Genomic DNA, 22,335 nt, shown 5'->3' with positions numbered 1-22,335 from the left:
CATAAAAAAATACTCGGAAGCGTATGCCTCCGAGTAAAATGTTCAACTTATTTTTTCGTCAATTCGACGACTTCTGAAGAACCGGCTGTGACCGTGTCGCCTTCAGCAACGAGTTTGTTCACGCCAAAGCTGTCATGGTTCGTGATGATCACCGGTGTGATCGTCGACGGCGCATTCGCTTTGATGAAATCGAGGTCGAACGTGACGAGCGTGTCGCCAGCTTTAACCGCTTGACCTTCTGTCACGTGCGTTTCGAAGCCTTCACCTTTAAGGTTGACCGTGTCGAGACCGATGTGAATCAAGTACTCGGCACCGTTGTCAGCGTTGATCCCAATCGCATGTTTTGTCGGGAAGACAGTCGCGATTGTACCGTTGACCGGCGAAACGACTTTGCCGTCTGTCGGTTCGACGGCGATGCCGTCACCCATCATTTTTTGCGAGAACACTTGGTCAGGAACGTTCGTGATGTCAATGACCTTCCCTGTAAGCGGTGAAACCGCGTTAAGTTGTTCTTCTTTACCACCGAATAGTTTTTTAAAGAATCCCATAGCTTAATCCCTCCAACATGTTCTGTTAATCGAAGTCTTAGCTTTTATACCCGAAAAGCTTCCTCTTCAATCCCTACCCTAGAAACGGTATAGTTGTAATAAGGTAGTGCGAATTCGTTTACACATCGTAAGAATACGAGTGTGCAATCGCTTTTGCAAGCCCTTTTTACACTTTATAAAAATTTCACATGATGGAGGCGCTTACAATGACGACTTTCACAAAATTGTCATATGAACGGCCCGATTTGGACGCTCTAAACAGCCGATTGTCGGACTATTCAGTCGAATTGCAACAAGCGAGCACACTCGAGGAAGCGAACGAATTGATTCGCCAAATCAACCAGGAACGGAACGAATTCGAGACACAAAGTCAGCTCGTCTCGATCCGCCACTCGATCGACACACGCGATGCGTTCTACGAGGCCGAGCAGACGTTCTTTGACGACGCGTTGCCGGTGTACGAGAAAGAAGTACAGGCATATTATCGCGTCTTGACCGAGCACGACCTCCGCAGCCAACTCGAACAGGAATGGGGCACCCAGTTGTTCGAACTCGCCGAGCGCGCCCTCAAGACGTTCGACGAATCGCTCATCCCGAAACTGCAGGAAGAGAACCGTTTGGCGACCGCTTATCAGAAAGTGATGTCGGCGGCCCAAATCGAGTTCGATGGCAAGACGCTCAACTTGTCCCAGTTCGGCCCGTATCTGCAATCCCCTGACCGTTCGGTACGTAAAGCGGCGTCCGAGGCCCGTTATACATATCTCGCCGACAACGGGGACGAACTCGACCGCATCTACGGCGAACTCGTACGCGTCCGGACCGACATCGCTCACGCGCTCGGCTTCCCGTCGTTCGTCGAGCTCGGTTACGCCCGGATGCAACGTGTCGGCTATGACGAATCAAAAGTCGATAACTTCCGCAAGCAAGTGCGCGACGTCATCGTCCCACTCGCGACGACGTTAAAAGACAAGCAGGCGAAACGGATTGGCGTCGACGCGCTCACGTACTACGACGAGTCGTTCGTCTTCCCGGACGGCAACGCGACACCGAAAGGCGACGAGGCGTTCATCATCGAAGGCGGCAACACGATGTACCGCGAACTCTCGAAAGAGACGGACGAGTTCTTCCAGTTCATGCAACAGCGCGGCGCCCTCGACCTCACGGCGAAGCCAGGCAAATCAGGCGGCGGTTACTGCACGTACCTCCCGTCAGAAGGTCTCCCGTTCATCTTCTCGAACTTCAACGGGACGGCCGGCGATATCGACGTGCTCACGCACGAGGTCGGTCACGCCTTCCAAGTGTATGAGAGCCGTCATTTGACGACGCCGGAATACGCGTTTCCGACATACGAGGCGTGTGAGATTCACTCGATGTCGATGGAGTTCTTCTGCTGGCCATGGATGGAGCTGTTCTTCGGCGACCAAGTCGACAAATACAAGTTCAACCACTTGGCCGGAAGCATCACGTTCCTCCCGTACGGCGTCCTCGTCGATGAGTTCCAGCACGTCGTCTACCGTAATCCGGACATGACGGCCGCTGAGCGTCGTCAGGCGTGGCGCGATCTTGAGAAAGTATACCTCCCGCACCGTGACTATGAGACGAACGACTATCTCGAGTCAGGCGCTTGGTGGCACCAACAAGGGCACATCTTCCAGAGCCCGTTCTACTATATCGACTACACGCTCGCCCAAGTGTGTGCCTTCCAGTTCTGGGTACGCATGCATGAGGACCGTGAAGCCGCATGGAGCGATTACCTCACGCTCTGCCAAGCCGGCGGCAGCCGCTCGTTCCTCGAGCTCGTCAAATTGGCCGGACTCAAGTCGCCGTTCGAGGATGGCGTGTTGAAACAGACGGTCGGACAGATTGAAGACTACTTGTTGAAGCACCCACTCGCGAACTGAACTAAACGAACCCACTCACGCTGACGTGAGTGGGTTTTCTGGTTCCAGCCCAAGCATGGCGCCGACGTATTGTGAGGCCGTCATAAAGGCGATGAAGGCGCACAGTTCACTGATCTCGGCATCCGTGAACACGTCTTGGAGCACACGGATCGACGAGGCGGGCGTGTCGCCTTTCAGTTGTAAAAACACCTCGGCGAACCCGACGGCGACTGCCGTCCGTTCGTCGAAAATATGAGGTTCAGGATTTCCTTTCGCCCGGCAGTAGTCACACCCGTTCTGTTGGGCGAGCGTCCGTCGTACCTGTTCTTTCAACTCGGCGGACAGCTTCCCGTCGCCCGTCAACGTGTCTCCGAGCGCGGACCATATCGTCATCATATCTTCGTCATGTCCAAGCAAGCGCTCGAACGGCGTCTTTCCAATTATCGCTGGTTGGATTCGACTCATCTCAACACCTCCTATCTGTAGTATAGAAGGTGATTATACGGATTCCCATTTCATTCATAACGAGTTCACGGTACAATACATGACATATGAAACGAGATGAGGAGGATTTCATTCCATGCTGAAAATCGACGATACCGACCGGCTCATTCTGGCTGAACTGACCGCAGACAGCCGTCTCTCGATGAGCGAGCTCGGACGTCGCATCAATTTATCGGCCCCGTCCGTCGGTGAACGCGTCCGCCGGCTCGAATCGTTTGGCGTCATCAAAGGCTATACGATCGAGGTCGACCATGACTTGCTCGGTCACCCGATTCAATGTCTGATTGAGGCGACCGTGAAAAACGGCAACTATGAGGCGTTCACTCAGTTTTTGGGCCAGCAATCGAACGTGGCGTTCTGTTACCGTATCTCCGGGAGCGCCTGCTATATGTTGAAGATGCAGTTCGCGACGTTCGCTGAGGCCGAGCAGTTCATCGATGCGGCCATCCCATATGCACAGACCGAGACTCGGTTCATCTTTTCCGAGGTCGACTTCAAAAACAGGTGAGCCCCATCAATGGGACTCACCTGTTTTCAGATTACATCTAACGGCTCTTTCCCACTCGGTGGCGGGAACGCCTCGTCGAGCGCGTTGAAGTCATCCTCGCTCAAATTGAGCAGCATCGCCGCTCCGTTCTCTTCGACGTGCGCTTTTTGCCCCGCTTTCGGGATAGCGATGATGTTTCCGCTCCGCACCGTCCACGTCAGCAGAATTTGGGCCGGTGTCGCGCTATACGCCTTCGCAATCCGGTTCACCGTCTCATCCTCAAAGATGTCCGCTTTCACGTCGCTACCTTCCGCGAGCGGTGAATACGCCATCATCGGGATGCCCTGCTCCTGTAAGAACGGCAACAAGTCGTACTCGATGCCACGGCTGCCGAGATGGTACAGCACTTGGTTGACGGCGCAATGCTTCCCGTTCGGCAAGGCGAGCAGTTCTTTCATGTCGTCGACATCGAAGTTCGAGACGCCCCACGCCCGAATCTTGCCGTCCGCCTTCAATTGCTCGAGTCCATCGACCGTCTCCTCGAGCGGGATATTCCCGCGCCAATGGAGCAAATATAGGTCGAGGTAATCGGTGCCGAGCCGCTCGAGGGTGGCGTCACACGCCTGGACGAGTTTGTCGCCCCCGGCGTTATGTGGATACACTTTCGAGACGAGAAACACGTCCTCCCGTCGATCTTGAATCGCTTCGCCGACGAGCGATTCCGCTTTCCCTTCCCCGTACATCTCGGCCGTGTCGATGAGGTGTAACCCGCAGTCGAGTCCCGTCCGGAGCGCCTCGATTTCAGCGTCCCGTTTCGATTCGTCATCCCCCATGCGCCACGTGCCTTGCCCGAGGACACGTACCTCGTGCCCGTTCGGCAGTTTGACGACGTGTTGTTTCAACGCTGCCAAAATCAAGCTGTGTGGAATTCGATTCATACCCTCTCCTCCTTCGTCCATTGTTCATGTAACGGCCCGGTCGTCCCGAAGACGGGATCGGTGGCCGGCTTGTCGACTCGTTCAATACGCAACACACTGTCCGGCCGTTCTTCAGGTTTTCCCGTCAACGTGTCGTAGTCACGACCTTCTGGATACGCGCCGACGATGGCGAAGTCCGCACTCGCCTCGAGACGGCGATGTCCCGTCCCGGCCGGTAAAATCAAGACATCCCCCGCTTGAAGCGAGACGAGGTCTCCTGTCGCACCGCCGAGTTGGACCGTCGCCCGGCCCGACTTCACACCGAGCACTTCATGCGTGTTGCTGTGATAGTGGTGATAATCGAACACGCCGTTCACCCAGCTATTTCCCCATCCGTTATGTTCGAACGTCGCCTGTATGCCGTCCGTCTCGTCGAACACGCCCCGGTATAACAGCACCGGAAAATCTGGATTGTTCGGGATTGACCCGTCGTCTTCAAATCGATATGTCTTCACATCCATTTTTGTCCCCTCCTTTGTCTCTTGTGACTGTACCCGACATGAGGCAACAAAAAACGGCTGCTCGGCATGAGCAACCGTTTCGTCAGGAGATGACGTCTTCCCCTGTCTGTTCAATATGTCCTTCGCCCCAGGCACACATCGCATCCAAAATCGGTTGGAGCGACCAGCCGTAGTCGGAGAGGGAATAGACGACTTTCGGCGGGACTTGTTCATATACCGTGCGGATGATGACACCGTCCGCCTCGAGCTCGCGCAATTGTTGCGTGAGCATTTTTTGCGTAATGTTCGGCATGAGCTTTTTCAACTCGCTCGTCCGGCGTTCCCCTTTAATCAAATGGCACATGATGACGACTTTCCATTTGCCGCCGATGACGTCGAGCGTCGCCTCGACTGGGATGTTGTATGGCATGATGCTTCCTCCTTATGGACCGGGATAGGTACTTTTCGGTGCCTATCGTACTTGAAAGTGCGTACTTCCCAATTAAATTCGATGGACTTATGATAGCAACTGTAGCTCAGTAATACAAGCTCATCTCACCTGTAACTACTTCTTGAGACAGTAAGGTACTTTTTCGACCGTACTGGACAATAGAGAAGATTGAGATGCTCGAGCTGCCTCGAGACGAAGGGCCCTCGTCTCAACAAACAATTTTAGGAGGAACTACTCATGAATCAACCGTACACGCAGCCTGTCGACGAACAGGCACCGAAAAACGGAGGGCTTGCCTTGCTCGCCCTCGCCATCAGCGCCTTCGGCATCGGGACGACCGAGTTTGTCCCGGTCGGGTTGCTCGCCTCGATCGCCAGTGACTTAAATATCGGCATCACGCTCGCCGGACTCATCATCTCCGGTTATGCCATCGGCGTCGCCGTCGGTGCGCCGATTTTGACAGCGCTCACGAACCGGATGAATCGCAAAACGTTGCTCATGGCACTCATGGTTGTCTTTATCGGCGGGAACTTGGTATCTGCCTTGTCGACCAGCTTTGAACTATTGATTGCCGCCCGATTCATCACCGCTTTCGCACACGGTGTTTTCTTCTCCATCGGGGCAACGATTGCCGTTCAACTCGTGCCACCGCATAAAAAAGCGAGTGCAATCGCCCTCATGTTTACCGGCTTGACGGTCGCGACCGTCACCGGCGTCCCGCTTGGCACGTTCATCGGCCAAGCGTTCGGCTGGCGTGCCACGTTCTTCGCCGTAGCCGCACTTGGAATCGTCTCGATTATCGCCAGCTTCTACTTGATTCCGAAAGATTTGAAACAATCACCGCCCGCGAAGTTCTCAGATATGAAGAAATTGCTCACGAACGGCCGCATCATGCTCGGTTTCTTGATCACCGCACTCGGTTACGGTGGAACGTTCGTCGCCTTCACATACTTGACGCCAATCATGCAGGACGTGACGAACATCAGTCCGAGCTTGATCAGTATCGTCCTACTCGTCTACGGGATCGCTGTCGCCATCGGCAACTGGGCGGGCGGGAAGTTCGCCAATGAAGACCCGGCCAAGGCGTTGTTCTATATGTTCATCGTCCACGCCGCCGTCATGATCGTCATGTCGTTCATGATTCCGTTCAAAATCGCGGGACTCATCGCCATCGTCTTGATGGGACTGCTCGCCTTCATGAACGTACCTGGACTTCAACTATATATCGTTCAATTGGCTGAAAAATATGTACCGGCCGCGGTCGATGTCGCGTCGGCGCTCAATATCGCCGCCTTCAACATCGGCATCGCACTCGGTGCGACCATCGGTGGGTTTGTCGCGGACTCAATCGGTCTCGTGCACACACCTTGGGTCGGTGGCATCATGGTCATCCTCGCTGTCATCTTGACCGCCGTCTCGCGTCGTTTGGAAGCGAAATAAGGAGGAACTTATGTTCAATAATCACAAAAGCTACAATCGGATGTATCGGGAGGGCGAGCTCACGCTCGGCCTCCACATCCCGTTAGAAAATTTCAAAATGCGTACCCCGACGCTCGAGCGTCAAGTCGAGCTCGCTCAAAAAGCAGATGACTATGGCTTCACGGCGCTCTGGCTTCGGGACGTCTTACTGAAAGACCCGAACTTCTTGGACCCGGCAGTCGGTCAGATTTACGACATGTTGATTTACGGGACGCACTTGCTTGGTCAGACAAAACGAATCGCCCTTGGCACGTCGGCGCTTGTCTTACCGCTCCGGCATCCGCTCCGCTCGGCGAAAGAAGTCGCGACGATTGAAGCGCTGTTCCCGGAACGCTTGATTCTCGGCATCTCATCCGGTGACCGTCGAGCCGACTTCAAAGGGCTCGGCGTCGACCATCCGACACGGGGCGAGCAATTCAAAGAGTCGCTCCGTGTCATGGAGCAGGCGCTCTACCGCAACTATCCGACCATCGATTCGTCGTACGGCGAGGTCCATGAGGCGACGCTCGTTCCGCGTCCGAAGAAGCGCATCCCGACGATGATCACCGGGTTCGCGCAGCAGGACATGGACTGGCTCGGGCAACACGGGGACGGGTGGATGTATTATCCGCAGGCCCCATTCGCCCAGCAACAAGTACTCAACGATTGGCGCGAGTCAGGTCAGACGCATGGCAAAGGGTTCCGCCCGTTCTCGATGCCGATGCATCTCGATTTGGCGCATGACCCTGACGAACTGCCGACTCCAATCCGGCTCGGCTTCCGTGTCGGTCGCAATCAGTTAATCAAACTGCTCGAGGCGTATCGGGCCATCGGCGTCAATCATTTGTTCTTCGCCTTGTTCGACGGGCAACGTCCGGCCGACGAAGTCATCGAGGAGCTCGGGGAATATGTGCTCCCGCATTTCCCATCGCTTTCATAATACTCAGGTACTCAAAAAGACGACTTTCCCTAAGTGGAAGTCGTCTTTTGCATTACAGCCAATGGCTCGGTCGCGTGTAAACGGGTGCCAGTCTTGTATGCCGGTCGCCTTTCATCGCGTTCACTTGCATCTGTGTCAAAAACAGACTGTCGGTTAACACCGCTCCCCGCACATCGAGATCTCGTACGTCGGCGCCCATGAAGTCGACATAGGACAGGTCTTGCCCACGTAAGTTAGCGCCAATCAACAAGGCGCCCCGGTAACACGTTCCTCTCACGTCATGCTGACTCACGTTTCGGCCAATCAAATCGGCCCGATCTTGCTCGTGTCGTGACGTCAACGTCAAACCGCCCTGCTTCAGTCCTTCCGCACGTATGTGCTGACTGAGTCGGACGAACAGCGGGCGGGCCCGTTGTCGGAACGCCATCAGTGCCGTTCCGGTCAACTGTTCAGGCGGTGACTCACGGAATGACAATAAGTCTTCCAATAATGTCTCGAGTATCCGGGCATCGTGCTCTGGGATGTCCCGGCTCAAGATGTCAGTGATGTAGAGCAGCAGCTCATGGACTTGGCTCATGATGGGCACCGTCGCGAACATGCGCGCGCCGTCCACATCATCCTCCCGCCAGCTTCGTCCGTGAAACGTCACTTGTGACACGAACTGCCCGGCCCCGAGACAGTCGTACACCGTACATCCTTTGAAGCCCCGCTCACGCAGTTCGGAATGGATGTTGCAGGCATACGAATCTGCCAAATGGACACACGGCTGTCCTGCGGGTTTATCCATAGGGAAATCCTCAGATTTCAAGTAGTGGAACGCCACACAACAGAGACCGAAACAATTCGCACAATCCGGTTTGAGCGATTCACGCAACATATGTAAATCGGGCATCGCCATCCATTGTCACTCCTTTCTTGTATGTCTTGACTCTATATATACAAGTATAAAGCATGCCCCTGTTTTTCCCATACAAAAACCAACCTACTTTCACACAGGTTGGTCCGTTCGTTCAGTTCACTTTATTCTCGAGCTGTTGCAACTTCGTCGAGTAATACTCGATGATGTCGCGGCGCCGGATGATGCCGATGAAATACTTCCCGTCATCGACGACCGGCACGAAGTTTTGATCTGTGATCGCATCGACGAGCTCCTCGATTTGCGCCGTGATGGCGACCGGCTTATACCGTACGCGTTGCTTGATATCTTTCAACCTTGTCCGCAGCACTTTTTCGTAGTCTTCTTCCCCGCGAAGCTGTTCGGCGAGTGCCCAGAGTAAATCCCCTTCCGTCATCGTCCCGGCATAAAAGCCGTTTTCGGATACGAGCGGCACCGAGGTGAAGCGATGATGCTTCATCTTCTCGAGCGCTTGGCGCACCGTCGATTCCGGGTCTAGATATTTGACGTCTTCTTTCGGATATAAAAAGAAAGCGATATTCATGTACAATCTCTCCTCAATCTAAAAATCCACCTCTTCATTGTACCATGTATTAGGGTCTAGTCAGCACAAAATGACCATCTAATCTGCATCTGTTCTGTCACAAGGAGGCTTATTCTCTCTTTACCATAAAGCGTTTCCAAACAATCCGTTCAAAGGTATTTCGAACACACAAACAGGCACGGCCCCGAACAGCTTCTCCAAAGCCAATCTTGACCGTGAATCAAACTTCTTGTCTCACATGTTTGGTTGACCAATCTAAACGGAATTATCCAAAACGGCTTCACTGTAGCTATACCCGAGTGGAGGTCATTCTAGCCTCAAAAACCGTAACAAACGTGCAACAGATCTCCATCAAAAAAAGCCTAGGAACGTTCCCTAGGCTTGTCATATGCTCAAATAAATTCGAGCAACGTCTTGTTGAACTTGTCCATCTCATCGAGGACGGTACCGTGACCGCTCTCCTCGAACCGCTCGATGCGGGAATTTGGGATTCCTTTTTCCATCTCGAGCGCGAACTCGAACGGACAAATTTTGTCGTGCACGCCATGGATGATGAGCGTCTCGACGTTCACTTTCGGCAAGTCCTCACGCAAGTCCTCATCACGGAGTGCTTTCGCCGAAGCGATCGTCCCGTGACTCGACGCGACGAGCGAAAGGTGATGGAACCAGTTTTGCATCGGTTTCGAATGTTCTTTCTCGAAGAAAATCTCACCGAACCCTTCGAGCATCTTCGGTCGATCTTTCTTTGTGTCCTCAATCAACGCATCGACCTCAGCTTGCGTCATCCCGTACGGATAGTCCGGTCGTTGCGTGAACACCGGTGCCGCAGCACCTGACAGGACAAGTTTCTTCAGACCGTCGTCCGGGAAGTCGACGGCGTAACGGATGCCAATCGCCCCACCCATTGAGAAGCCGACGAGTGTGAAATCTTTGATGCCAAGCCCGTCAACGACCATGTGCACGTCCGATGCCATCGTCGCATAGTCATAACCTGTCGCCGGCGCATCCGACTTGCCGTAGCCGCGATAGTCGATTCCGACGTAACGGTAGCCTGCTTCGAGCAACGCATTCTTTTGATACTCGAACATGTTGTTGTTCGCTGGCCAGCCGTGTAAGAAGACGACGGCGTCGCCTGTCCCGACGTCTTCCACGTAAATACTCGTTCCATCATGTGCTGTAATATAGTTCCCCATTAGTCAAAACCCCCAGTTGAATTGTTGAGCGGCGTGCGTGTTTGCCCACAACCCACTTTTTCCCGTTTAACCAAAGTAGAAACCTGTTAACTGTCGCGCCAAAGCGATTCGGCCTTCAAGACGTGCTCGATTGCGCCTGCTCCTTCGCGTAATACGGACGTCCGCCACGACTCGTCTTCCGGATAAAACATGGCCATGAATTCTTTACGAATGCCGTTGCGGGCTTCCGGGTCTTTCGTCCCTTCAAAGTAGAGACGGTTCTCGAGAATGATCGTCAAGAACTCGCGAATCGTCGCTTTCGTCGATGTCCCGAACGTACCGAACTCAAATAACGCCGAGACGAGCTGTTTATCCGGATAGTGCGTGTCCCGTACGTAATAGAAATGGTTCGTCGAGTCCCCGAGGACGTCGGTCGGGTCATACGTCTGGATATTTTTCAATCCGTACGCCCGCTTCAGTTCGTCGACGTCACGCCCGTCCCGTTCACTGATGACCATCGTCACTTCGTTCGTCGGACCGAGCGCCGTATGCCAGTCCATATGGATGACGCGGTCGTAGCGGTCGAGCAAATCGTGCTGCACCTCTTTCAAGAAGATGGCGGACGGCTCATCCGATTCGCCGCCGTAATAGACACCTTTCGGGAACTGATACTGCCCCATTCCTTTCGCCTCTTTCATCGCATCAAACCCGTCGAGCTTGATGCCCGAACCGAGGAATGAGTAGATGTGTTCGCGCGCCTCGTGATAGTCATCGATGACACCGTCCGGGACGAACAAATGGCGCATGACCTCATACTCTTTGTTGACGTTGCGCGGGAGCGACTCCCGGTCGATGACATAGTTTCGGTTCAAATCGACGTTATGTTCATTGACGCGGCGGAAGTGTTTCATCCCCCACGGATTGACGGCATGGATGAGACAGATGCCGGTCGACTCGTGCCGAAGGTTTTCGAGTTGCGTCTCGACGAACTGGTGTGTCACAGCGGCACCAGCGTATCCTTCGATGCCGTGTTCGCCAATCGTCATGAAGAGGATTGCCTCGCGCGATCCTGCCGGCTCTCCGATGATGACATCGATTGTATCCTCCCCGATTGAGTGGGACATCACGCGTGCGGTCGGATAATAGGGTTTGACGCGGTCGAGCAGGGCAAGAAACTTCTCGCGTGACTCCTCGTAGGATGATGAAAAATACTGACTCATAGTGACTCCCTCCATTCTAAGCTTCTGTATCCCATTCCCATTCCAGGCCAGACTAAAAACGCCTCCTTCCGGAGACGTCTTCTGATACTTAATGGGCCCCAGCTTTCGTGCCCCGGTTTTGACGGCGGAACTCAAACAAATAGACGAGCGGGGCGAGTAGGACGGCACCGAACAGCCAATACGCACCCGGACTCACGAATAGCGTCTCGAACGCCCGGAAGAACCAAGCCATGAGCGAGAAGCCGACGACGAGTTCGGCTGTCCAGATGATGCCACGACGCACGGCGAGCATGAGCGTGTTCGTTTTTTGGAAGAGGGCTGCGAGAAAGGCAATTAAAAAGGCCGGGAAACTACTGAACCAAAGCATCCGATTGAGCGTCGATTCGGCAAAATACGTGTTGCCGAGCGACACCGTGATGACATAATGCGCGACGAGCACCAATAAGACGACAATCCAACCGATGAGGACGTCACGTTCCCATTTTTTCATTGTTCTCCCTCCGTTCCACGCAACAGAGCTACCCTTATATTTACCCGTTTTGCGAATGCTTCGGACAATTCCACATCAAAAAAGACGCGTCCCCTAAGGAACACGCCCGATTATTTGTCCATCAAGTGACGAGCCCATTCGGTCGCCCGCTCGAGCTCTCCGTCTTTGAGCGGACCTTCTTTATCGAGGACGATGAACGACTCTTTCAACACCGGTTCCGCTCCTTTGTCCAGCAGCAATCTTTCGATTCGGGTCGACGCGTGGCCGAACCATTTGACGATTTTTCCGACGAAAAAGCCTTGATCTTCTTCAGCCATGCTCGTATCGAACGCCGCAGCCCGGATGCCTCGGAGCGCATGATCCGACAGTCCGTCGAGAAACGTCTTCACGTCCTCGGTCTCACGCCCGCCGTGCGTCGGTGAGCCAACGATGAACAAATCGAGATTGGCGAGGTCGCCATATCCGACGTGGCTGATTTGCATGATTTCAACTTGGTGCAAGTCGCTGAACCCGTCCTTGATGGCATATGCGACTTTTTCCGTACACCCGTACATCGAGTCAAAGATGATGAGGATTTTCATAGAATATCCCTCCATTGAGTGAAATCTCTACGTATCTACATATGACTCTTCCCTTAATGAACGATACCTCATCATGCAATCATTTAATTTTTGTATCTTTTCTTTACTCGTGTAGACACAAAAAGGACAGCGCCGATCCCAAGTACCACATATGCGACTGTATCGAGATGGTCACGCATGCTGAACGGGGCGTCATGCCGATATTCGGCCCGCTTCCATCCCGACTCGTCCTCGACCGCGAGCACATCCTCCATCGCTTCCCCGTTCACTTCTCGATAGGTCGTCCCAATCGGATACATGTTCGAGGCATCCCCATAATAGCTGCCATCCATATCGTCAGCCATCGTCTTCACCTCGCCGACGACTTCTCCCAAGTCAGCCTCCAATACGGCAACATCCATCACTTCATACACTCGTCCGTCCAACACGACGAACGCATACGCCCACGACAAAGCCTGAGCCGACAAAGAGACAGACAGAAGTAGCAATACTAATCCGATAACGCGTCTCATCGAATCGCCCACACGAACGTCGCCGAGTCACTCAAGTCAATCTCGTCCGGTTCAAGTTCCGGCATCGCCGCCTCCGAGAAAAGCACTTCGTCATGAAGCGTGAGACGTGTCGGGGAATAAAGATGCAGCTCGCCCCACGTATAATCGATTTGAAGCAAATCTCCGAGCGTCGCCCCGGCACCTTTCGCCAACAGTTCGGCCCGATGGCGCGCGTTCGCCGCCGCACTCGCGAGCAGTTCGTCTTGAATCGTATCCGCATCTTTAATTGTGAACGAAATGGACAGTTTCGGTTCGGCTAGTGAGTTACTGACGTGTTCGATGACAGAAGACAACTGTTTTGTATCGAGGGGAAACTCGAGCTTCGTCTTTTGCTGACAGACGTAACCCCTGAACCGCGATTTATAGTTGCCTTGTTTGTCCCGGTAGCTCTCATAGTCCGTGTCAATCGAGAAGTCGGTCGTCTTGAGTGCCGCCTTCTCGAATCCGGCCTGCTCGACTGCCTTTTGTAGACGCGTGACGGCCATCGCCGCCCCGTTCATCGTCTCTTCGTAACGGACAGCCTTCGAGGTCAACTCCATTTTCACGACAATTAAATCTGGTTTAGCCGATACTTTTCCTGTTCCTTTGACGGTGATGGTGCGGTCCATGTGATTTCCTCCTTCTGAGTTTAAAAAAATGTAAATTCTTTATCTGGAAATTAATTATTCCATTACCCTTTATTGTTAAATGATGGTATATTGGTAGAGTTGTTTTTCATATATACGAGGAGGATTTATTCATTGAACAAAAAAATATTCGAACGAACTGATGTCATTATCATTGCACTCATTTTACTTTTCCCTTTAGGATTATTCCTGATGTGGCGTCATCAAAAATTTAACGAATCCACGCGTGTCCTAATCACTTGCGCCATCTTGATTTTAGTTGGTTCGGCTTACACACAAGCGACGAAAGTGAGTCGACAAGTATATGAGCAGGATCTTTCGGCAGAACAAGCTAAATACGTCGCTCTCCAAACCAAAGTCGAGGCCGCCCAACAAGAATTAGACGATTCGATGGAAGAAGTCGAAGTACTTCGTGTAGAAGCTGACGAAAAAGCCAAGCTTCAAATTGCCGAAGCAGAGAAACAAGCCTTACAACTTGTAAAAGAGGCAGAGTCTAAAGCCGACACGATTGTTTCCAAAGCCGAGGATGAAGCGGCTAGCGTCGCTCAATCTCAACTCAATGAAGCGAAAGAAGAAGCTGCCGATCTCATTGCACAAGCCGAACAAGAGGCGAGCGCTTTGAAAGCCGCAGCCGCAAATGAAAGTTCGTCTTACTCGGCCGCTGCTGCGTCGACAAGCCAAAAGTTCCAAAACTGTACGGACCTCCGCGGCACTTACCCAGGTGGTGTCAGTTCAGATCATGCGGCTTACCAGCCAAGCATGGACCGTGATAAAGACGGCTGGGCTTGTGAATAATGGATGCCAGAATCAACCTCCCATCATCGGCGAGGTTGATTTTTTTACGCTTCTCACTCCTCACGCCCGAGTTGTCAATGACATCACGAGTCCGATGAGATAGCCGAACGCTGCACCTGCCGCAATCCCATACACCAATTCAAATCCAAGTAGGAGCGAACTGATGATGCCAATTCCGGCTCCAAACACCAGTCCGAGTCCTACACCCGACGCTCGCCAACTCTGCTCTGTCATCGTAGTCCCCCTCCCTTCCGTATCCTCTTCCCGTTAACGGAATCGTTCCATCATGAACGCCTCTATGTCATCGAGTGTTTCAGCGCCACGTAACGACGGGTAAGCATCTCGACTAAAGACGAGTCCTTCGTCCGTGTCCAAGAACATGTATCGCTCACCGTCCGGAAAACCGTAATCACTCACGTCCATCACTTGAAGCGTGGCACCGTTTTGTGACCAGACGTGGGAAGCATCATGACGTCTCGGCATAAAAATCCCTTCCATGCCGAGGCGAAGTTCGGAGACGACGTCCGCATCCGATTGAAGTACTTCAGAACCGACACCGGCAACTGTGAGGACTTGAATCGTGCTCCCCTGCTCAATGTCTCCCCGATAGACGTCTGTCACGGCAATCGTCACAATCGATTGATATTCCTCTTGTCCGTTGAAATCAAGTTCGATGTGGTCAATCTGCTTCACGACGCCCCGTACCACCGCAGGATCCCATTTCGAGAACAGCTCGTCCTCACTCATCTCGACAAGGTTTGCCGACGACATCCCGACATCGATGTCCTCTTCATCAATATATGCGACCGACATATTGCTCGAGTTGTCCGACAGTGGAATTAATTCTTTGAAACCGTCCCATGTCACGGCGAAGAGTGTGACCGCGGCGGCTGCGATGAGACCGCCAATCCAACGCCAATGTCTTCGTTTCTTTACCTCGACTTCCATCGATTCCTCGACGAAACGGTCATCGACGTCCCCCATCAAACGTGTGAGCCGATCTCCGTTCATAGCGCCACCCCTTCCGCTTCGAGCACTTGCTTCAAGTCGTTCCGCGTCCGAAGCAGCACCATTTTGACCTTGCTCTCGCTCACGTGGCGCATCTTCGCAATATCCTTAATCGATTGAAAGTGAAAATAACGTCCCATGAAGATTTGTCGGGTCTCTTGCGGCAACTGGCCTAAAAACTCGTTCAATAACTCGACGATTTCAGAATCGGTCGCGACCGAGGAGGCAAGACAGTGCTCGAGCTCACTGACGATGAGCGGGACTTGCCCGGCTCCTCGTTTCTTGGCGTTCGCTTTCTCATACTTATGGAGCGAGACGTTACGGACCAGCTTTGCCAAATAGGCGGCGAGTCGCGTTGGACGCGTTGGCGGAATCGCTTGCCACGCCTTCATGTACGTGTCATTGACGCACTCGTCCGCGTCCTCTCGACTATGCAAAATGTTATAGGCAATCGTATGACAGTAGCCGCCGTACTTTTGTGCCGTCGCCTCAATCGCCCGCTCGGAACGCCTCCAATACAAATCGATAATCGCTTGATCGTCCAATCGAATCCCCCTCTCAATGTACTTACATCTTTATAGACCGGAAGTGAAGTCCATCGGTCACAACTTCTGTAAAAGTTTTTTGGCGCGGCTCTTCAAGGCCGGACTTCCCTCCTCGAGTTGGGTCTCGAGCAAGGCTCTCAGTTCGTCACGGAATCGCGGATGCACGGCGCTCAAGTCGAAGATCGCCTGCAGAGAGTTGACGATGACGATGTTGCTCGTCTCCGTGTCAATCCAATCGGTGAGCACATGAGCGATGTCAGCCGCCTCTTCCTCCGTCCACGTCATCCGTGGCATCACTTGCGCCAAGTGCCACCTCACTTCTTGTTGGGTGGCACGATGTAACTGTTGGAATAAGGACGCCTGATGCGCTTGCAGCAGCTCCGGGTGATGGCGTGTCACTTTTTCCATCGCGTCTGCGCTCCGCATCCGGACGACGGGACGGTCATCGGTTAAGCCGTTCATCAATTCTTTGAATCGGTCCGGGTCATTCCCGACGTATTCAATCACCTGATCGACGTGTCCAATCGAACGCAAATCTCCATCACTCAATAATTCTCGTATATCCATTCTCCCACCTCTTTTCTCATTCTTAGTTTACAAAAAAAGGGACTCAGTAGACACTGAATCCCGCATCCCACTTCAATTGTCGTCACTTATGAATTGACTGGAAACAGTAACGAAGCCAGACCTGGCTGTTCCTGCTCCGCTCGCATCGGTTCACGCGCATCACTTAAGTACACACCCATGACAGGTGACTGAAAATCCCAATACGTGTAGCCAATCTCATGTTGACGAAGCAACTGCACGACGTCACGCACGTATGCCAATCCACCCCGCTCATTCTCAAAACAATGATGAATCAACCCGAACTCACTGACGAGGATTGGAACGTCATGTTGCTCTCGAAACCGGATCAAGTGCTCGAGACGGCTTGCCAAATACGTGATATCCCGCGGATACTCCGTGCCGTCGACGGCATACTCGGCCATGTCCGAATCCGGATAACGTCCTCCTTCCCCATGCACACCGACCCAGTCCGCGTATTGATGCGTATATAGGAACGGTGCGTAAAAATGGGCATCATAGATCAGATTCGGCGCATCGAGTTGGATGAAGGTCTCGAGTTCTTTGTCGTGATTGATACCGTTCGTCCCGTACAGTTTCCCGATGATGAACAGACGGTCGGCATCGATTCGGCGAAGTCGTTCGACCGTTCGTACAGCCAAGGCACGGTAAGCTTGTCCAGAGCCATCATTTGTCGCCGGAGCGTTGAACAAATCAAACGCCTCAATCGCTTCACCCAAGTCGGTGCCTCGATAACGCTTCGTCAGCATCTCCCATAGACGGATGAATCGCTCTTGCTTCGTCGCGTCTTCCCACAACGAGAAATCAAGTTCCGGTTTCTCATCCATCCAGTCACCCCCGGGCGGTAAAATCAAACAAAGGATGACGTAAAGGCCGTGAGAAGCGGCAAATTGAATTTGACGATCGAGCCACACCAATCCGTCTTGTTTGTATTGAAATGGCGCGGCGTCGTCTTCAAACAATCGATAATGCACCGTCAATCGGACCGTGTTCGCGCCCATCTCGGACATGCGCCGGTAGATATCGTCTGTGGGATACAATGATGTCACGACTTCAGGATTCTCCCAATACAGAGCAGTCAATGTGAACCCACGGAAGTGCACTTGATTGTTGACTTCGTCTACAATATGGCGTCCATTTACGTGTAACATGATTCGGCCTCCTTGTACTCGCTTCGCTCATAACGTGTTCGATGATTCGTCGTCGATATCCTCTAAAAGCACATATAGCAGGGACTCAGTCTGAAAGATAAACTGAGTCCCTGCTGATTGATTGTTTCAGACATACACATAATTCGATTCAATTGTTCTCTTGCTTCAACCGATCGATGATATTATCCGACTTCACTTTCGAAATCGCGTACACCATCGAAGAACCAACGATTAGAAAGATTACGACCGTGACGAACAAAATATCGCCCCACGGCAACGTGAACGCTGCTTCGAACGTGTTGATTTGCGCCCGGTAAATCAAGTACATGATGAGCACACTGATTGGCACCCCATAGGCCAATGCTTTCATGCCGTAGAAAATGCTCTCATAGTACACCATCTTGTTGAATCCCTTCGGTGTCATCCCGACCGACCGCAGCATCGCGAATTCGCGGCGGCGGAGCGAGACGCTCGTCGAAATCGTGTTAAAGATATTCGCCACCGAGATGAGCGAAATCAAGACGATGAATCCATAGACGAAAATCGATAGCAGTAACAACACTTGCTCTTGCTGCTCACGCTGCTCCGACACGTTGAAGATATATTGGTCCATGTTCTGTTCCGCTTCAATCACTTGTTGCGTCGCCTCAGGATTACTCGTGTTCAAGGCGATCGACGGGCTCGATTGTTGCATCAACTCACCGATCGCATCCTCTTCAAACGTCCCTTCCCGGACGATTACATCGAGCCATCCGAGTGAACTCGTCATCACACCGGTCGGGGCGACGTCGGTCATGGCCGCGACTTTGATCGTTTTGAGCGGTGCCGCCTCGTCCGTTGCATTCTCGTCCCGGAGTTCGAGCGTATCGCCGATTTCGGTCTCAATCGTCTTCGAGTTGACGAATTTTTTCTTGTCCACGTCTTCATATGACACTTCATCAATCAAGACGGCGCCTGGGACGTCCCCGTTTTCAAAGTTGCTGACGGCTGCCCCGATTTGTTTCAAGTACGCATCAAAGCTGTCGTCATCCAATTGGTAGAGGGACACGTAATACGTGAATTTCCCATCGACGAACGTGGACGCCAAGTCTTCGTTTTCGGTGACCGCGCTCGGTAACCGGGCTTCGTCGACCATCGTCTGGACGGTCGTATTCTCGAAGTACGTCCCGCCCGTCACATTGTCCAACGTCTCATAGCGACGCAAGTCATCCTTCGTGAGATTCGACCCGTTTACGAGAATGTCGAACTCGTACGATCCTTGCGACATCTCGAGCGATTGTTCGAGCCGATCCGTGAAGTAACTGACGACTAAAAACAGCACGATACTGATGACGAGTGAGAACACCGTCGCCAAATACCGTTTCCGGTTACGTTTCGTGTTTTTCAATCCGATCTCTGCTTCCAACCCGAAAATCCGTCGCACGAGTTTTGACGTCTTCACGTTTTTCGATGTTAACCTCACGTCCTGTGTTTGACGAATCGCGTCAATCGCCGAAATCTTCGAAGCACGGCGCGCTGGCAGATAACACGAGATGAAAATCGTCACGCTTGAAATGAGGACCGTCAACAAGAGCGTGACTGGTGTGACGACGACCTCAAACTTCTCCGTCACGTTGAGCGCCTTCTCCGCAAAAGCGTTGATGAATAGGAACGTGACCCCAATTCCGGCCACCCCGGCAAGGATACCGATTGGGATGCTGATCCCTCCAATGACGAACCCTTCAAAAAAGACCGAGTTCCGCTTTTGCCGCTTCGTCGCCCCGACACTCGCGAGCATCCCGAGGTAGCGTGAGCGCTCGGACACGCTGATGGCGAAGGCGTTATAGATGAGCGAAATCGAGCCGATGACGATGACCGCCATGATGATGCCACCGAACCCGTACAGTGTCTTGCGCAAGCCGTCATCATCGGTCACCCCATAATAGCGGAGCAACGATGCGTTATAGGCAATCCCTTCAATTTTCTGTTCGCGCATCAGTTGTTTCGTCTCTTCATAAATCGAGCCGTTCACGTCGTTCAAGGCGACGAACGTATCGACGGTCGCACCGTTCAACGCTTTGTCGTCAATATATCCAACGACCGTATAGCCCGGCGACCACGTCGGCTCCCAGGCTGGGCGCGTCATCGTGCCGACGACGGTCAACGTCACTGTGTCTTCGATGTTCAACTGTTCTAACATTGTCTCCCCATCACGGATTAAGCCATCGTTTTGTGTCAACACGCGACCTGACGATTCGTCCATGCGCTCGCCGATTTCGAGCGTCAATTCGTCCCCGATATTGTACGTGACTTGCGCGTTTTGACGGATGGCCTCAGAAATGACAACTTCGCCTTCTTTATTCGGCAAGCGTCCCTCCGTCAAGTCGACGGGAAAGTTCTTCAGCCCTGACGTGTTATAGCTCCGGACGTATAAGTACGGTTTATAGGCATTCTTTGATTCTTTTAATTCCGCATAGCCGTCACTCGACAGGATGACGTCCTTCGTCGATGCATCATTCCGAATCGCCTCGACCTGGTCTTCGTTCGTGTTGACATATTTGACGTGCCACTCCCCGTTGTCCGCGATGTCTTGACGGATCATCAAGTCTAAGAACGATGAACCGAGTGTCGTCACAGCCGTGATCATCGAGACCGAAATGATGACCCCGATGATGGTGACGAGAGAACGTCGTTTGTTCTCGCGTAAATGCCGAAGCGTCATTTTATTGATGATGTTCATGCGCGGACGACCTCGTTCTTCGCAATCTTCCCATCCTCGATCGAGATGATGCGATCGGCCTGCAAGGCAATCCGTTCGTCGTGGGTGATGATGATGAGCGTCTGATTGAACTTCTTGTTGAACAGTTTGAGAAGGCTCATGATTTCTTCACTGTTTTGACTGTCCAAGTTCCCCGTCGGCTCGTCGGCCAAGATGATGGCTGGGTTGCTGATAAGCGCCCGGCCGATGGAGACGCGTTGTTGCTGTCCGCCAGACAGTTGGTTCGGCAAATGCGTCATCCGGTTCGATAGCCCGAGGATGCCGATGATGCGCTCCAAATGGGCGGCGTCGACTTTTTGCTCGTCCAACAACATCGGTAGCGTGATATTCTCCTCAACCGTCAAAATCGGGATCAAGTTATAAAATTGATAAATCAAACCGATTTGACGACGTCGGAAGATGGCGAGCTGTGTCTCGTCCAACTTGTAAATGTCGGTGTTGTCGATTAACACCTGTCCGCTCGTCGGGACGTCGACGCCGCCCAGCAAATGTAACAACGTCGACTTTCCCGAGCCCGACGGTCCGACGATACAGACGAACTCACCTTTTTTTACGGTAAACGATACATCATCGAGCGCCCGCACTTCCATCTCGTCTTTCCCGTATACTTTTGATAAATTTTGCACTTCTAATATGTTCATGTTTGCACCCTCCAGTACTTAATCTACTTTGAGTGTACCGAGCGAGTGTGACACGTCCGTGACTCAAAAGTGACTGTTTCGTCACTTAAACGATTGCTTTGTAGAATCGAATTTGAAATGCGGTCCCGGCCCCACGTTCACTGCGGACGGTCAGTTCACCTTGTTGGCTCGTGATGATGCTGTGTGCCATGGCGAGTCCGATGCCGACGCTGTCGTCGCTCGCATTCATGCCTTTATAAAAACGCTGGAAAATGTACGGGACGTCTTGTTTGGCGATGCCGCTCCCCGTGTCACGGATGATGATTTCCGTATACAGTGTGTTCTCACTAAAGTCGATGAACAACTCGCCTTGTTCCGGTGTATGTTCTACGCAGTTCTTCAAGATGTTGATGAGCGCCTCGGTCGTCCACTTCATATCGCCTTCGAACGCGACGTCACGCTCACCCGTAATCTGGAGCCGTTGCATTTTAATATCGATTGGCACAAGCATCGGTTCTGTCACGGCTTGAACGAGTGTAGGGATGGACACCGGTTCCCGTTTGAACTGAATCGTCCCGGCATCGATTTTAGACAGTTTGAGAAGCGACGAGACGAGCCACTCCATCCGCTCGAGCTGTACCTGTACGTTATGCGTGAACTCTTGCCGCTTGTCATCTGACAGCCTCGGGTCACTGAGTAAATCCGCCATGACCGTCATCGACGTGAGCGGGGTCTTCAGTTGATGGGAGATGTCAGAGATGGCATCCGTCAGCTTCTGCTTGTCTTCTTCAAGATGCGTCCCTTGTTCCGACAGCATCTTCGTCACTTTATAGATTTGACTTTTCAATAGACTGAGCTCGCCTTCGAGGTTATCGCGGACGTCGAGTTTATAGTTGCCGTTGCTGATTTCTTGCAGGTAACTCGACAGTCGGTCAATCTCCCGATAGCGCCACACCGTGAAGCGATAGGTCACGGCGACAAATACAATCGATAAGACCGCGACAAGGAGTGTAGCCTCGATCGAGATGTACAGCGCGACGCTCACGGCCAAGCCGATGATCACAAAGAGACTCAATAAATAGATTCGGACTTCTCGATTTCGTAGCATG

Annotated in this window: 26 protein-coding genes; 5 read left to right on the top strand and 21 right to left on the bottom strand. The window is 52.7% G+C overall.

Annotated features, from left to right (window positions below):
- Positions 1-47: 47 nt before the first annotated feature.
- A complete protein-coding gene (locus tag KNO58_RS02215; protein ID WP_029594982.1) occupies positions 48-548 on the bottom strand; it encodes a PTS sugar transporter subunit IIA in 501 nt (166 codons plus the stop codon).
- Between the two features lie 206 nt (positions 549-754).
- Between KNO58_RS02215 and KNO58_RS02210 the strand changes: the two genes are divergently transcribed.
- On the top strand, positions 755-2,449 hold the full coding sequence (locus tag KNO58_RS02210) for a M3 family oligoendopeptidase (RefSeq protein ID WP_214751681.1): 1,695 nt from the start codon (positions 755-757) through the stop codon (positions 2,447-2,449).
- 15 nt (positions 2,450-2,464) lie between these two features.
- Here the strand turns inward: KNO58_RS02210 and KNO58_RS02205 are convergent, their stop codons facing one another.
- Positions 2,465-2,893, bottom strand: coding sequence for a carboxymuconolactone decarboxylase family protein (locus KNO58_RS02205; protein ID WP_214751680.1), 429 nt, complete (start codon positions 2,891-2,893; stop codon positions 2,465-2,467).
- A 118-nt stretch (positions 2,894-3,011) separates the two neighbouring features.
- On the opposite strand from KNO58_RS02205, the gene KNO58_RS02200 reads away from it, so the two are divergent.
- Positions 3,012-3,440, top strand: a complete 429-nt coding sequence (locus KNO58_RS02200) for an Lrp/AsnC family transcriptional regulator (RefSeq protein WP_214751892.1) — start codon at positions 3,012-3,014, stop codon at positions 3,438-3,440.
- A gap of 26 nt (positions 3,441-3,466) precedes the next feature.
- On the opposite strand, the gene KNO58_RS02195 is transcribed toward KNO58_RS02200, so the two are convergent.
- The 3 genes from KNO58_RS02195 to KNO58_RS02185 form a co-directional block, all read right to left on the bottom strand.
- Positions 3,467-4,357, bottom strand: a complete 891-nt coding sequence (locus tag KNO58_RS02195) for an aldo/keto reductase (RefSeq protein ID WP_214751679.1) — start codon at positions 4,355-4,357, stop codon at positions 3,467-3,469.
- Complete coding sequence (locus KNO58_RS02190; RefSeq protein ID WP_214751678.1) at positions 4,354-4,857, bottom strand: cupin domain-containing protein; 504 nt, start codon at positions 4,855-4,857, stop codon at positions 4,354-4,356. The genes KNO58_RS02195 and KNO58_RS02190 overlap by 4 nt, the downstream gene beginning before the upstream one ends.
- Positions 4,858-4,939: 82 nt before the next feature.
- Positions 4,940-5,269: a winged helix-turn-helix transcriptional regulator gene (locus KNO58_RS02185; protein WP_200881502.1), complete on the bottom strand. Its 330-nt coding sequence runs from the start codon at positions 5,267-5,269 to the stop codon at positions 4,940-4,942.
- A gap of 255 nt (positions 5,270-5,524) precedes the next feature.
- Between KNO58_RS02185 and KNO58_RS02180 the strand changes: the two genes are divergently transcribed.
- Positions 5,525-6,727 carry an MFS transporter gene (locus tag KNO58_RS02180; protein ID WP_214751677.1) on the top strand — a complete coding sequence of 401 codons (1,203 nt, stop codon included), beginning with the start codon at positions 5,525-5,527 and terminating at the stop codon, positions 6,725-6,727.
- Between the two features lie 10 nt (positions 6,728-6,737).
- On the top strand, positions 6,738-7,685 hold the full coding sequence (locus KNO58_RS02175) for an LLM class oxidoreductase (RefSeq protein ID WP_214751676.1): 948 nt from the start codon (positions 6,738-6,740) through the stop codon (positions 7,683-7,685).
- Positions 7,686-7,737: 52 nt separating this feature from the next.
- On the opposite strand, the gene KNO58_RS02170 is transcribed toward KNO58_RS02175, so the two are convergent.
- The 8 genes from KNO58_RS02170 to KNO58_RS02135 all read right to left on the bottom strand — a co-directional run bounded on the left by KNO58_RS02170 (position 7,738) and on the right by KNO58_RS02135 (position 13,746).
- Positions 7,738-8,583 (bottom strand): pentapeptide repeat-containing protein, encoded by an 846-nt coding sequence (locus tag KNO58_RS02170; protein ID WP_214751675.1) that lies wholly within the window; start codon positions 8,581-8,583, stop codon positions 7,738-7,740.
- Between the two features lie 112 nt (positions 8,584-8,695).
- Complete coding sequence (locus KNO58_RS02165) at positions 8,696-9,124, bottom strand: CBS domain-containing protein (RefSeq protein WP_021066516.1); 429 nt, start codon at positions 9,122-9,124, stop codon at positions 8,696-8,698.
- 392 nt (positions 9,125-9,516) lie between these two features.
- Positions 9,517-10,317, bottom strand: a complete 801-nt coding sequence (locus KNO58_RS02160) for an alpha/beta fold hydrolase (RefSeq protein WP_214717950.1) — start codon at positions 10,315-10,317, stop codon at positions 9,517-9,519.
- A gap of 86 nt (positions 10,318-10,403) precedes the next feature.
- Complete coding sequence (locus tag KNO58_RS02155; protein ID WP_214751674.1) at positions 10,404-11,516, bottom strand: M14 family metallopeptidase; 1,113 nt, start codon at positions 11,514-11,516, stop codon at positions 10,404-10,406.
- Between the two features lie 88 nt (positions 11,517-11,604).
- Positions 11,605-12,006 (bottom strand): hypothetical protein, encoded by a 402-nt coding sequence (locus KNO58_RS02150; RefSeq protein ID WP_214751673.1) that lies wholly within the window; start codon positions 12,004-12,006, stop codon positions 11,605-11,607.
- A gap of 110 nt (positions 12,007-12,116) precedes the next feature.
- Entirely contained in the window at positions 12,117-12,587 is a 471-nt protein-coding gene (locus tag KNO58_RS02145; protein ID WP_251026020.1) for a flavodoxin family protein, read from the bottom strand.
- An 83-nt stretch (positions 12,588-12,670) separates the two neighbouring features.
- Positions 12,671-13,099 carry a hypothetical protein gene (locus KNO58_RS02140; RefSeq protein ID WP_214751671.1) on the bottom strand — a complete coding sequence of 143 codons (429 nt, stop codon included), beginning with the start codon at positions 13,097-13,099 and terminating at the stop codon, positions 12,671-12,673.
- Complete coding sequence (locus tag KNO58_RS02135; protein ID WP_214751670.1) at positions 13,096-13,746, bottom strand: SIMPL domain-containing protein; 651 nt, start codon at positions 13,744-13,746, stop codon at positions 13,096-13,098. The genes KNO58_RS02140 and KNO58_RS02135 overlap by 4 nt, the downstream gene beginning before the upstream one ends.
- 210 nt (positions 13,747-13,956) lie before the next feature.
- Here KNO58_RS02135 and KNO58_RS02130 point away from each other — a divergent pair, with 210 nt between their 5' ends.
- Positions 13,957-14,559 carry an excalibur calcium-binding domain-containing protein gene (locus KNO58_RS02130; protein WP_214751669.1) on the top strand — a complete coding sequence of 201 codons (603 nt, stop codon included), beginning with the start codon at positions 13,957-13,959 and terminating at the stop codon, positions 14,557-14,559.
- Between the two features lie 60 nt (positions 14,560-14,619).
- On the opposite strand, the gene KNO58_RS02125 is transcribed toward KNO58_RS02130, so the two are convergent.
- The 8 genes from KNO58_RS02125 to KNO58_RS02090 form a co-directional block, all read right to left on the bottom strand.
- Positions 14,620-14,793 carry a hypothetical protein gene (locus tag KNO58_RS02125; protein ID WP_214751668.1) on the bottom strand — a complete coding sequence of 58 codons (174 nt, stop codon included), beginning with the start codon at positions 14,791-14,793 and terminating at the stop codon, positions 14,620-14,622.
- A gap of 33 nt (positions 14,794-14,826) precedes the next feature.
- On the bottom strand, positions 14,827-15,570 hold the full coding sequence (locus KNO58_RS02120; protein WP_214751667.1) for a hypothetical protein: 744 nt from the start codon (positions 15,568-15,570) through the stop codon (positions 14,827-14,829).
- Positions 15,567-16,112, bottom strand: coding sequence for an RNA polymerase sigma factor (locus KNO58_RS02115; protein WP_214751666.1), 546 nt, complete (start codon positions 16,110-16,112; stop codon positions 15,567-15,569). The genes KNO58_RS02120 and KNO58_RS02115 overlap by 4 nt, the downstream gene beginning before the upstream one ends.
- A gap of 57 nt (positions 16,113-16,169) precedes the next feature.
- A complete protein-coding gene (locus KNO58_RS02110) occupies positions 16,170-16,679 on the bottom strand; it encodes a hypothetical protein (protein WP_214751665.1) in 510 nt (169 codons plus the stop codon).
- Positions 16,680-16,765: 86 nt separating this feature from the next.
- Positions 16,766-17,848 carry a glycoside hydrolase family 5 protein gene (locus KNO58_RS02105; RefSeq protein ID WP_214751664.1) on the bottom strand — a complete coding sequence of 361 codons (1,083 nt, stop codon included), beginning with the start codon at positions 17,846-17,848 and terminating at the stop codon, positions 16,766-16,768.
- A 148-nt stretch (positions 17,849-17,996) separates the two neighbouring features.
- Positions 17,997-20,567, bottom strand: a complete 2,571-nt coding sequence (locus tag KNO58_RS02100) for an ABC transporter permease (protein WP_214751663.1) — start codon at positions 20,565-20,567, stop codon at positions 17,997-17,999.
- Entirely contained in the window at positions 20,564-21,247 is a 684-nt protein-coding gene (locus tag KNO58_RS02095) for an ABC transporter ATP-binding protein (RefSeq protein ID WP_214712876.1), read from the bottom strand. The genes KNO58_RS02100 and KNO58_RS02095 overlap by 4 nt, the downstream gene beginning before the upstream one ends.
- Positions 21,248-21,332: 85 nt before the next feature.
- Positions 21,333-22,334, bottom strand: coding sequence for a sensor histidine kinase (locus KNO58_RS02090; protein WP_214751662.1), 1,002 nt, complete (start codon positions 22,332-22,334; stop codon positions 21,333-21,335).
- Position 22,335: the final 1 nt, after the last annotated feature.

The sequence above is a fragment of the Exiguobacterium sp. J17977 genome (assembly GCF_018616375.1).
Taxonomy (GTDB): Bacteria; Bacillota; Bacilli; order Exiguobacteriales; family Exiguobacteriaceae; genus Exiguobacterium; species Exiguobacterium mexicanum.
Note: the sequence above shows the minus strand (reverse complement) of the source record. Positions and strands in the feature narration are given on the sequence as shown.

Bases quoted from the DNA above. Each gene is read 5' to 3' on its own strand.
- KNO58_RS02110 (WP_214751665.1), bottom strand. From the start codon at position 16,679: ATGGATATACGAGAATTATTGAGTGATGGAGATTTGCGTTCGATTGGA.
- KNO58_RS02215 (WP_029594982.1), bottom strand. From the start codon at position 548: ATGGGATTCTTTAAAAAACTATTCGGTGGTAAAGAAGAACAACTTAAC.
- KNO58_RS02105 (WP_214751664.1), bottom strand. From the start codon at position 17,848: ATGTTACACGTAAATGGACGCCATATTGTAGACGAAGTCAACAATCAA.
- KNO58_RS02150 (WP_214751673.1), bottom strand. From the start codon at position 12,006: ATGAAAAAATGGGAACGTGACGTCCTCATCGGTTGGATTGTCGTCTTA.
- KNO58_RS02130 (WP_214751669.1), top strand. From the start codon at position 13,957: ATGTGGCGTCATCAAAAATTTAACGAATCCACGCGTGTCCTAATCACT.
- KNO58_RS02140 (WP_214751671.1), bottom strand. From the start codon at position 13,099: ATGAGACGCGTTATCGGATTAGTATTGCTACTTCTGTCTGTCTCTTTG.
- KNO58_RS02155 (WP_214751674.1), bottom strand. From the start codon at position 11,516: ATGAGTCAGTATTTTTCATCATCCTACGAGGAGTCACGCGAGAAGTTT.
- KNO58_RS02135 (WP_214751670.1), bottom strand. From the start codon at position 13,746: ATGGACCGCACCATCACCGTCAAAGGAACAGGAAAAGTATCGGCTAAA.
- KNO58_RS02160 (WP_214717950.1), bottom strand. From the start codon at position 10,317: ATGGGGAACTATATTACAGCACATGATGGAACGAGTATTTACGTGGAA.
- KNO58_RS02145 (WP_251026020.1), bottom strand. From the start codon at position 12,587: ATGAAAATCCTCATCATCTTTGACTCGATGTACGGGTGTACGGAAAAA.
- KNO58_RS02165 (WP_021066516.1), bottom strand. From the start codon at position 9,124: ATGAATATCGCTTTCTTTTTATATCCGAAAGAAGACGTCAAATATCTA.
- KNO58_RS02170 (WP_214751675.1), bottom strand. From the start codon at position 8,583: ATGGCGATGCCCGATTTACATATGTTGCGTGAATCGCTCAAACCGGAT.
- KNO58_RS02120 (WP_214751667.1), bottom strand. From the start codon at position 15,570: ATGAACGGAGATCGGCTCACACGTTTGATGGGGGACGTCGATGACCGT.
- KNO58_RS02175 (WP_214751676.1), top strand. From the start codon at position 6,738: ATGTTCAATAATCACAAAAGCTACAATCGGATGTATCGGGAGGGCGAG.
- KNO58_RS02210 (WP_214751681.1), top strand. From the start codon at position 755: ATGACGACTTTCACAAAATTGTCATATGAACGGCCCGATTTGGACGCT.
- KNO58_RS02180 (WP_214751677.1), top strand. From the start codon at position 5,525: ATGAATCAACCGTACACGCAGCCTGTCGACGAACAGGCACCGAAAAAC.
- KNO58_RS02205 (WP_214751680.1), bottom strand. From the start codon at position 2,893: ATGAGTCGAATCCAACCAGCGATAATTGGAAAGACGCCGTTCGAGCGC.
- KNO58_RS02100 (WP_214751663.1), bottom strand. From the start codon at position 20,567: ATGAACATCATCAATAAAATGACGCTTCGGCATTTACGCGAGAACAAA.
- KNO58_RS02195 (WP_214751679.1), bottom strand. From the start codon at position 4,357: ATGAATCGAATTCCACACAGCTTGATTTTGGCAGCGTTGAAACAACAC.
- KNO58_RS02190 (WP_214751678.1), bottom strand. From the start codon at position 4,857: ATGGATGTGAAGACATATCGATTTGAAGACGACGGGTCAATCCCGAAC.
- KNO58_RS02095 (WP_214712876.1), bottom strand. From the start codon at position 21,247: ATGAACATATTAGAAGTGCAAAATTTATCAAAAGTATACGGGAAAGAC.
- KNO58_RS02125 (WP_214751668.1), bottom strand. From the start codon at position 14,793: ATGACAGAGCAGAGTTGGCGAGCGTCGGGTGTAGGACTCGGACTGGTG.
- KNO58_RS02090 (WP_214751662.1), bottom strand. From the start codon at position 22,334: ATGCTACGAAATCGAGAAGTCCGAATCTATTTATTGAGTCTCTTTGTG.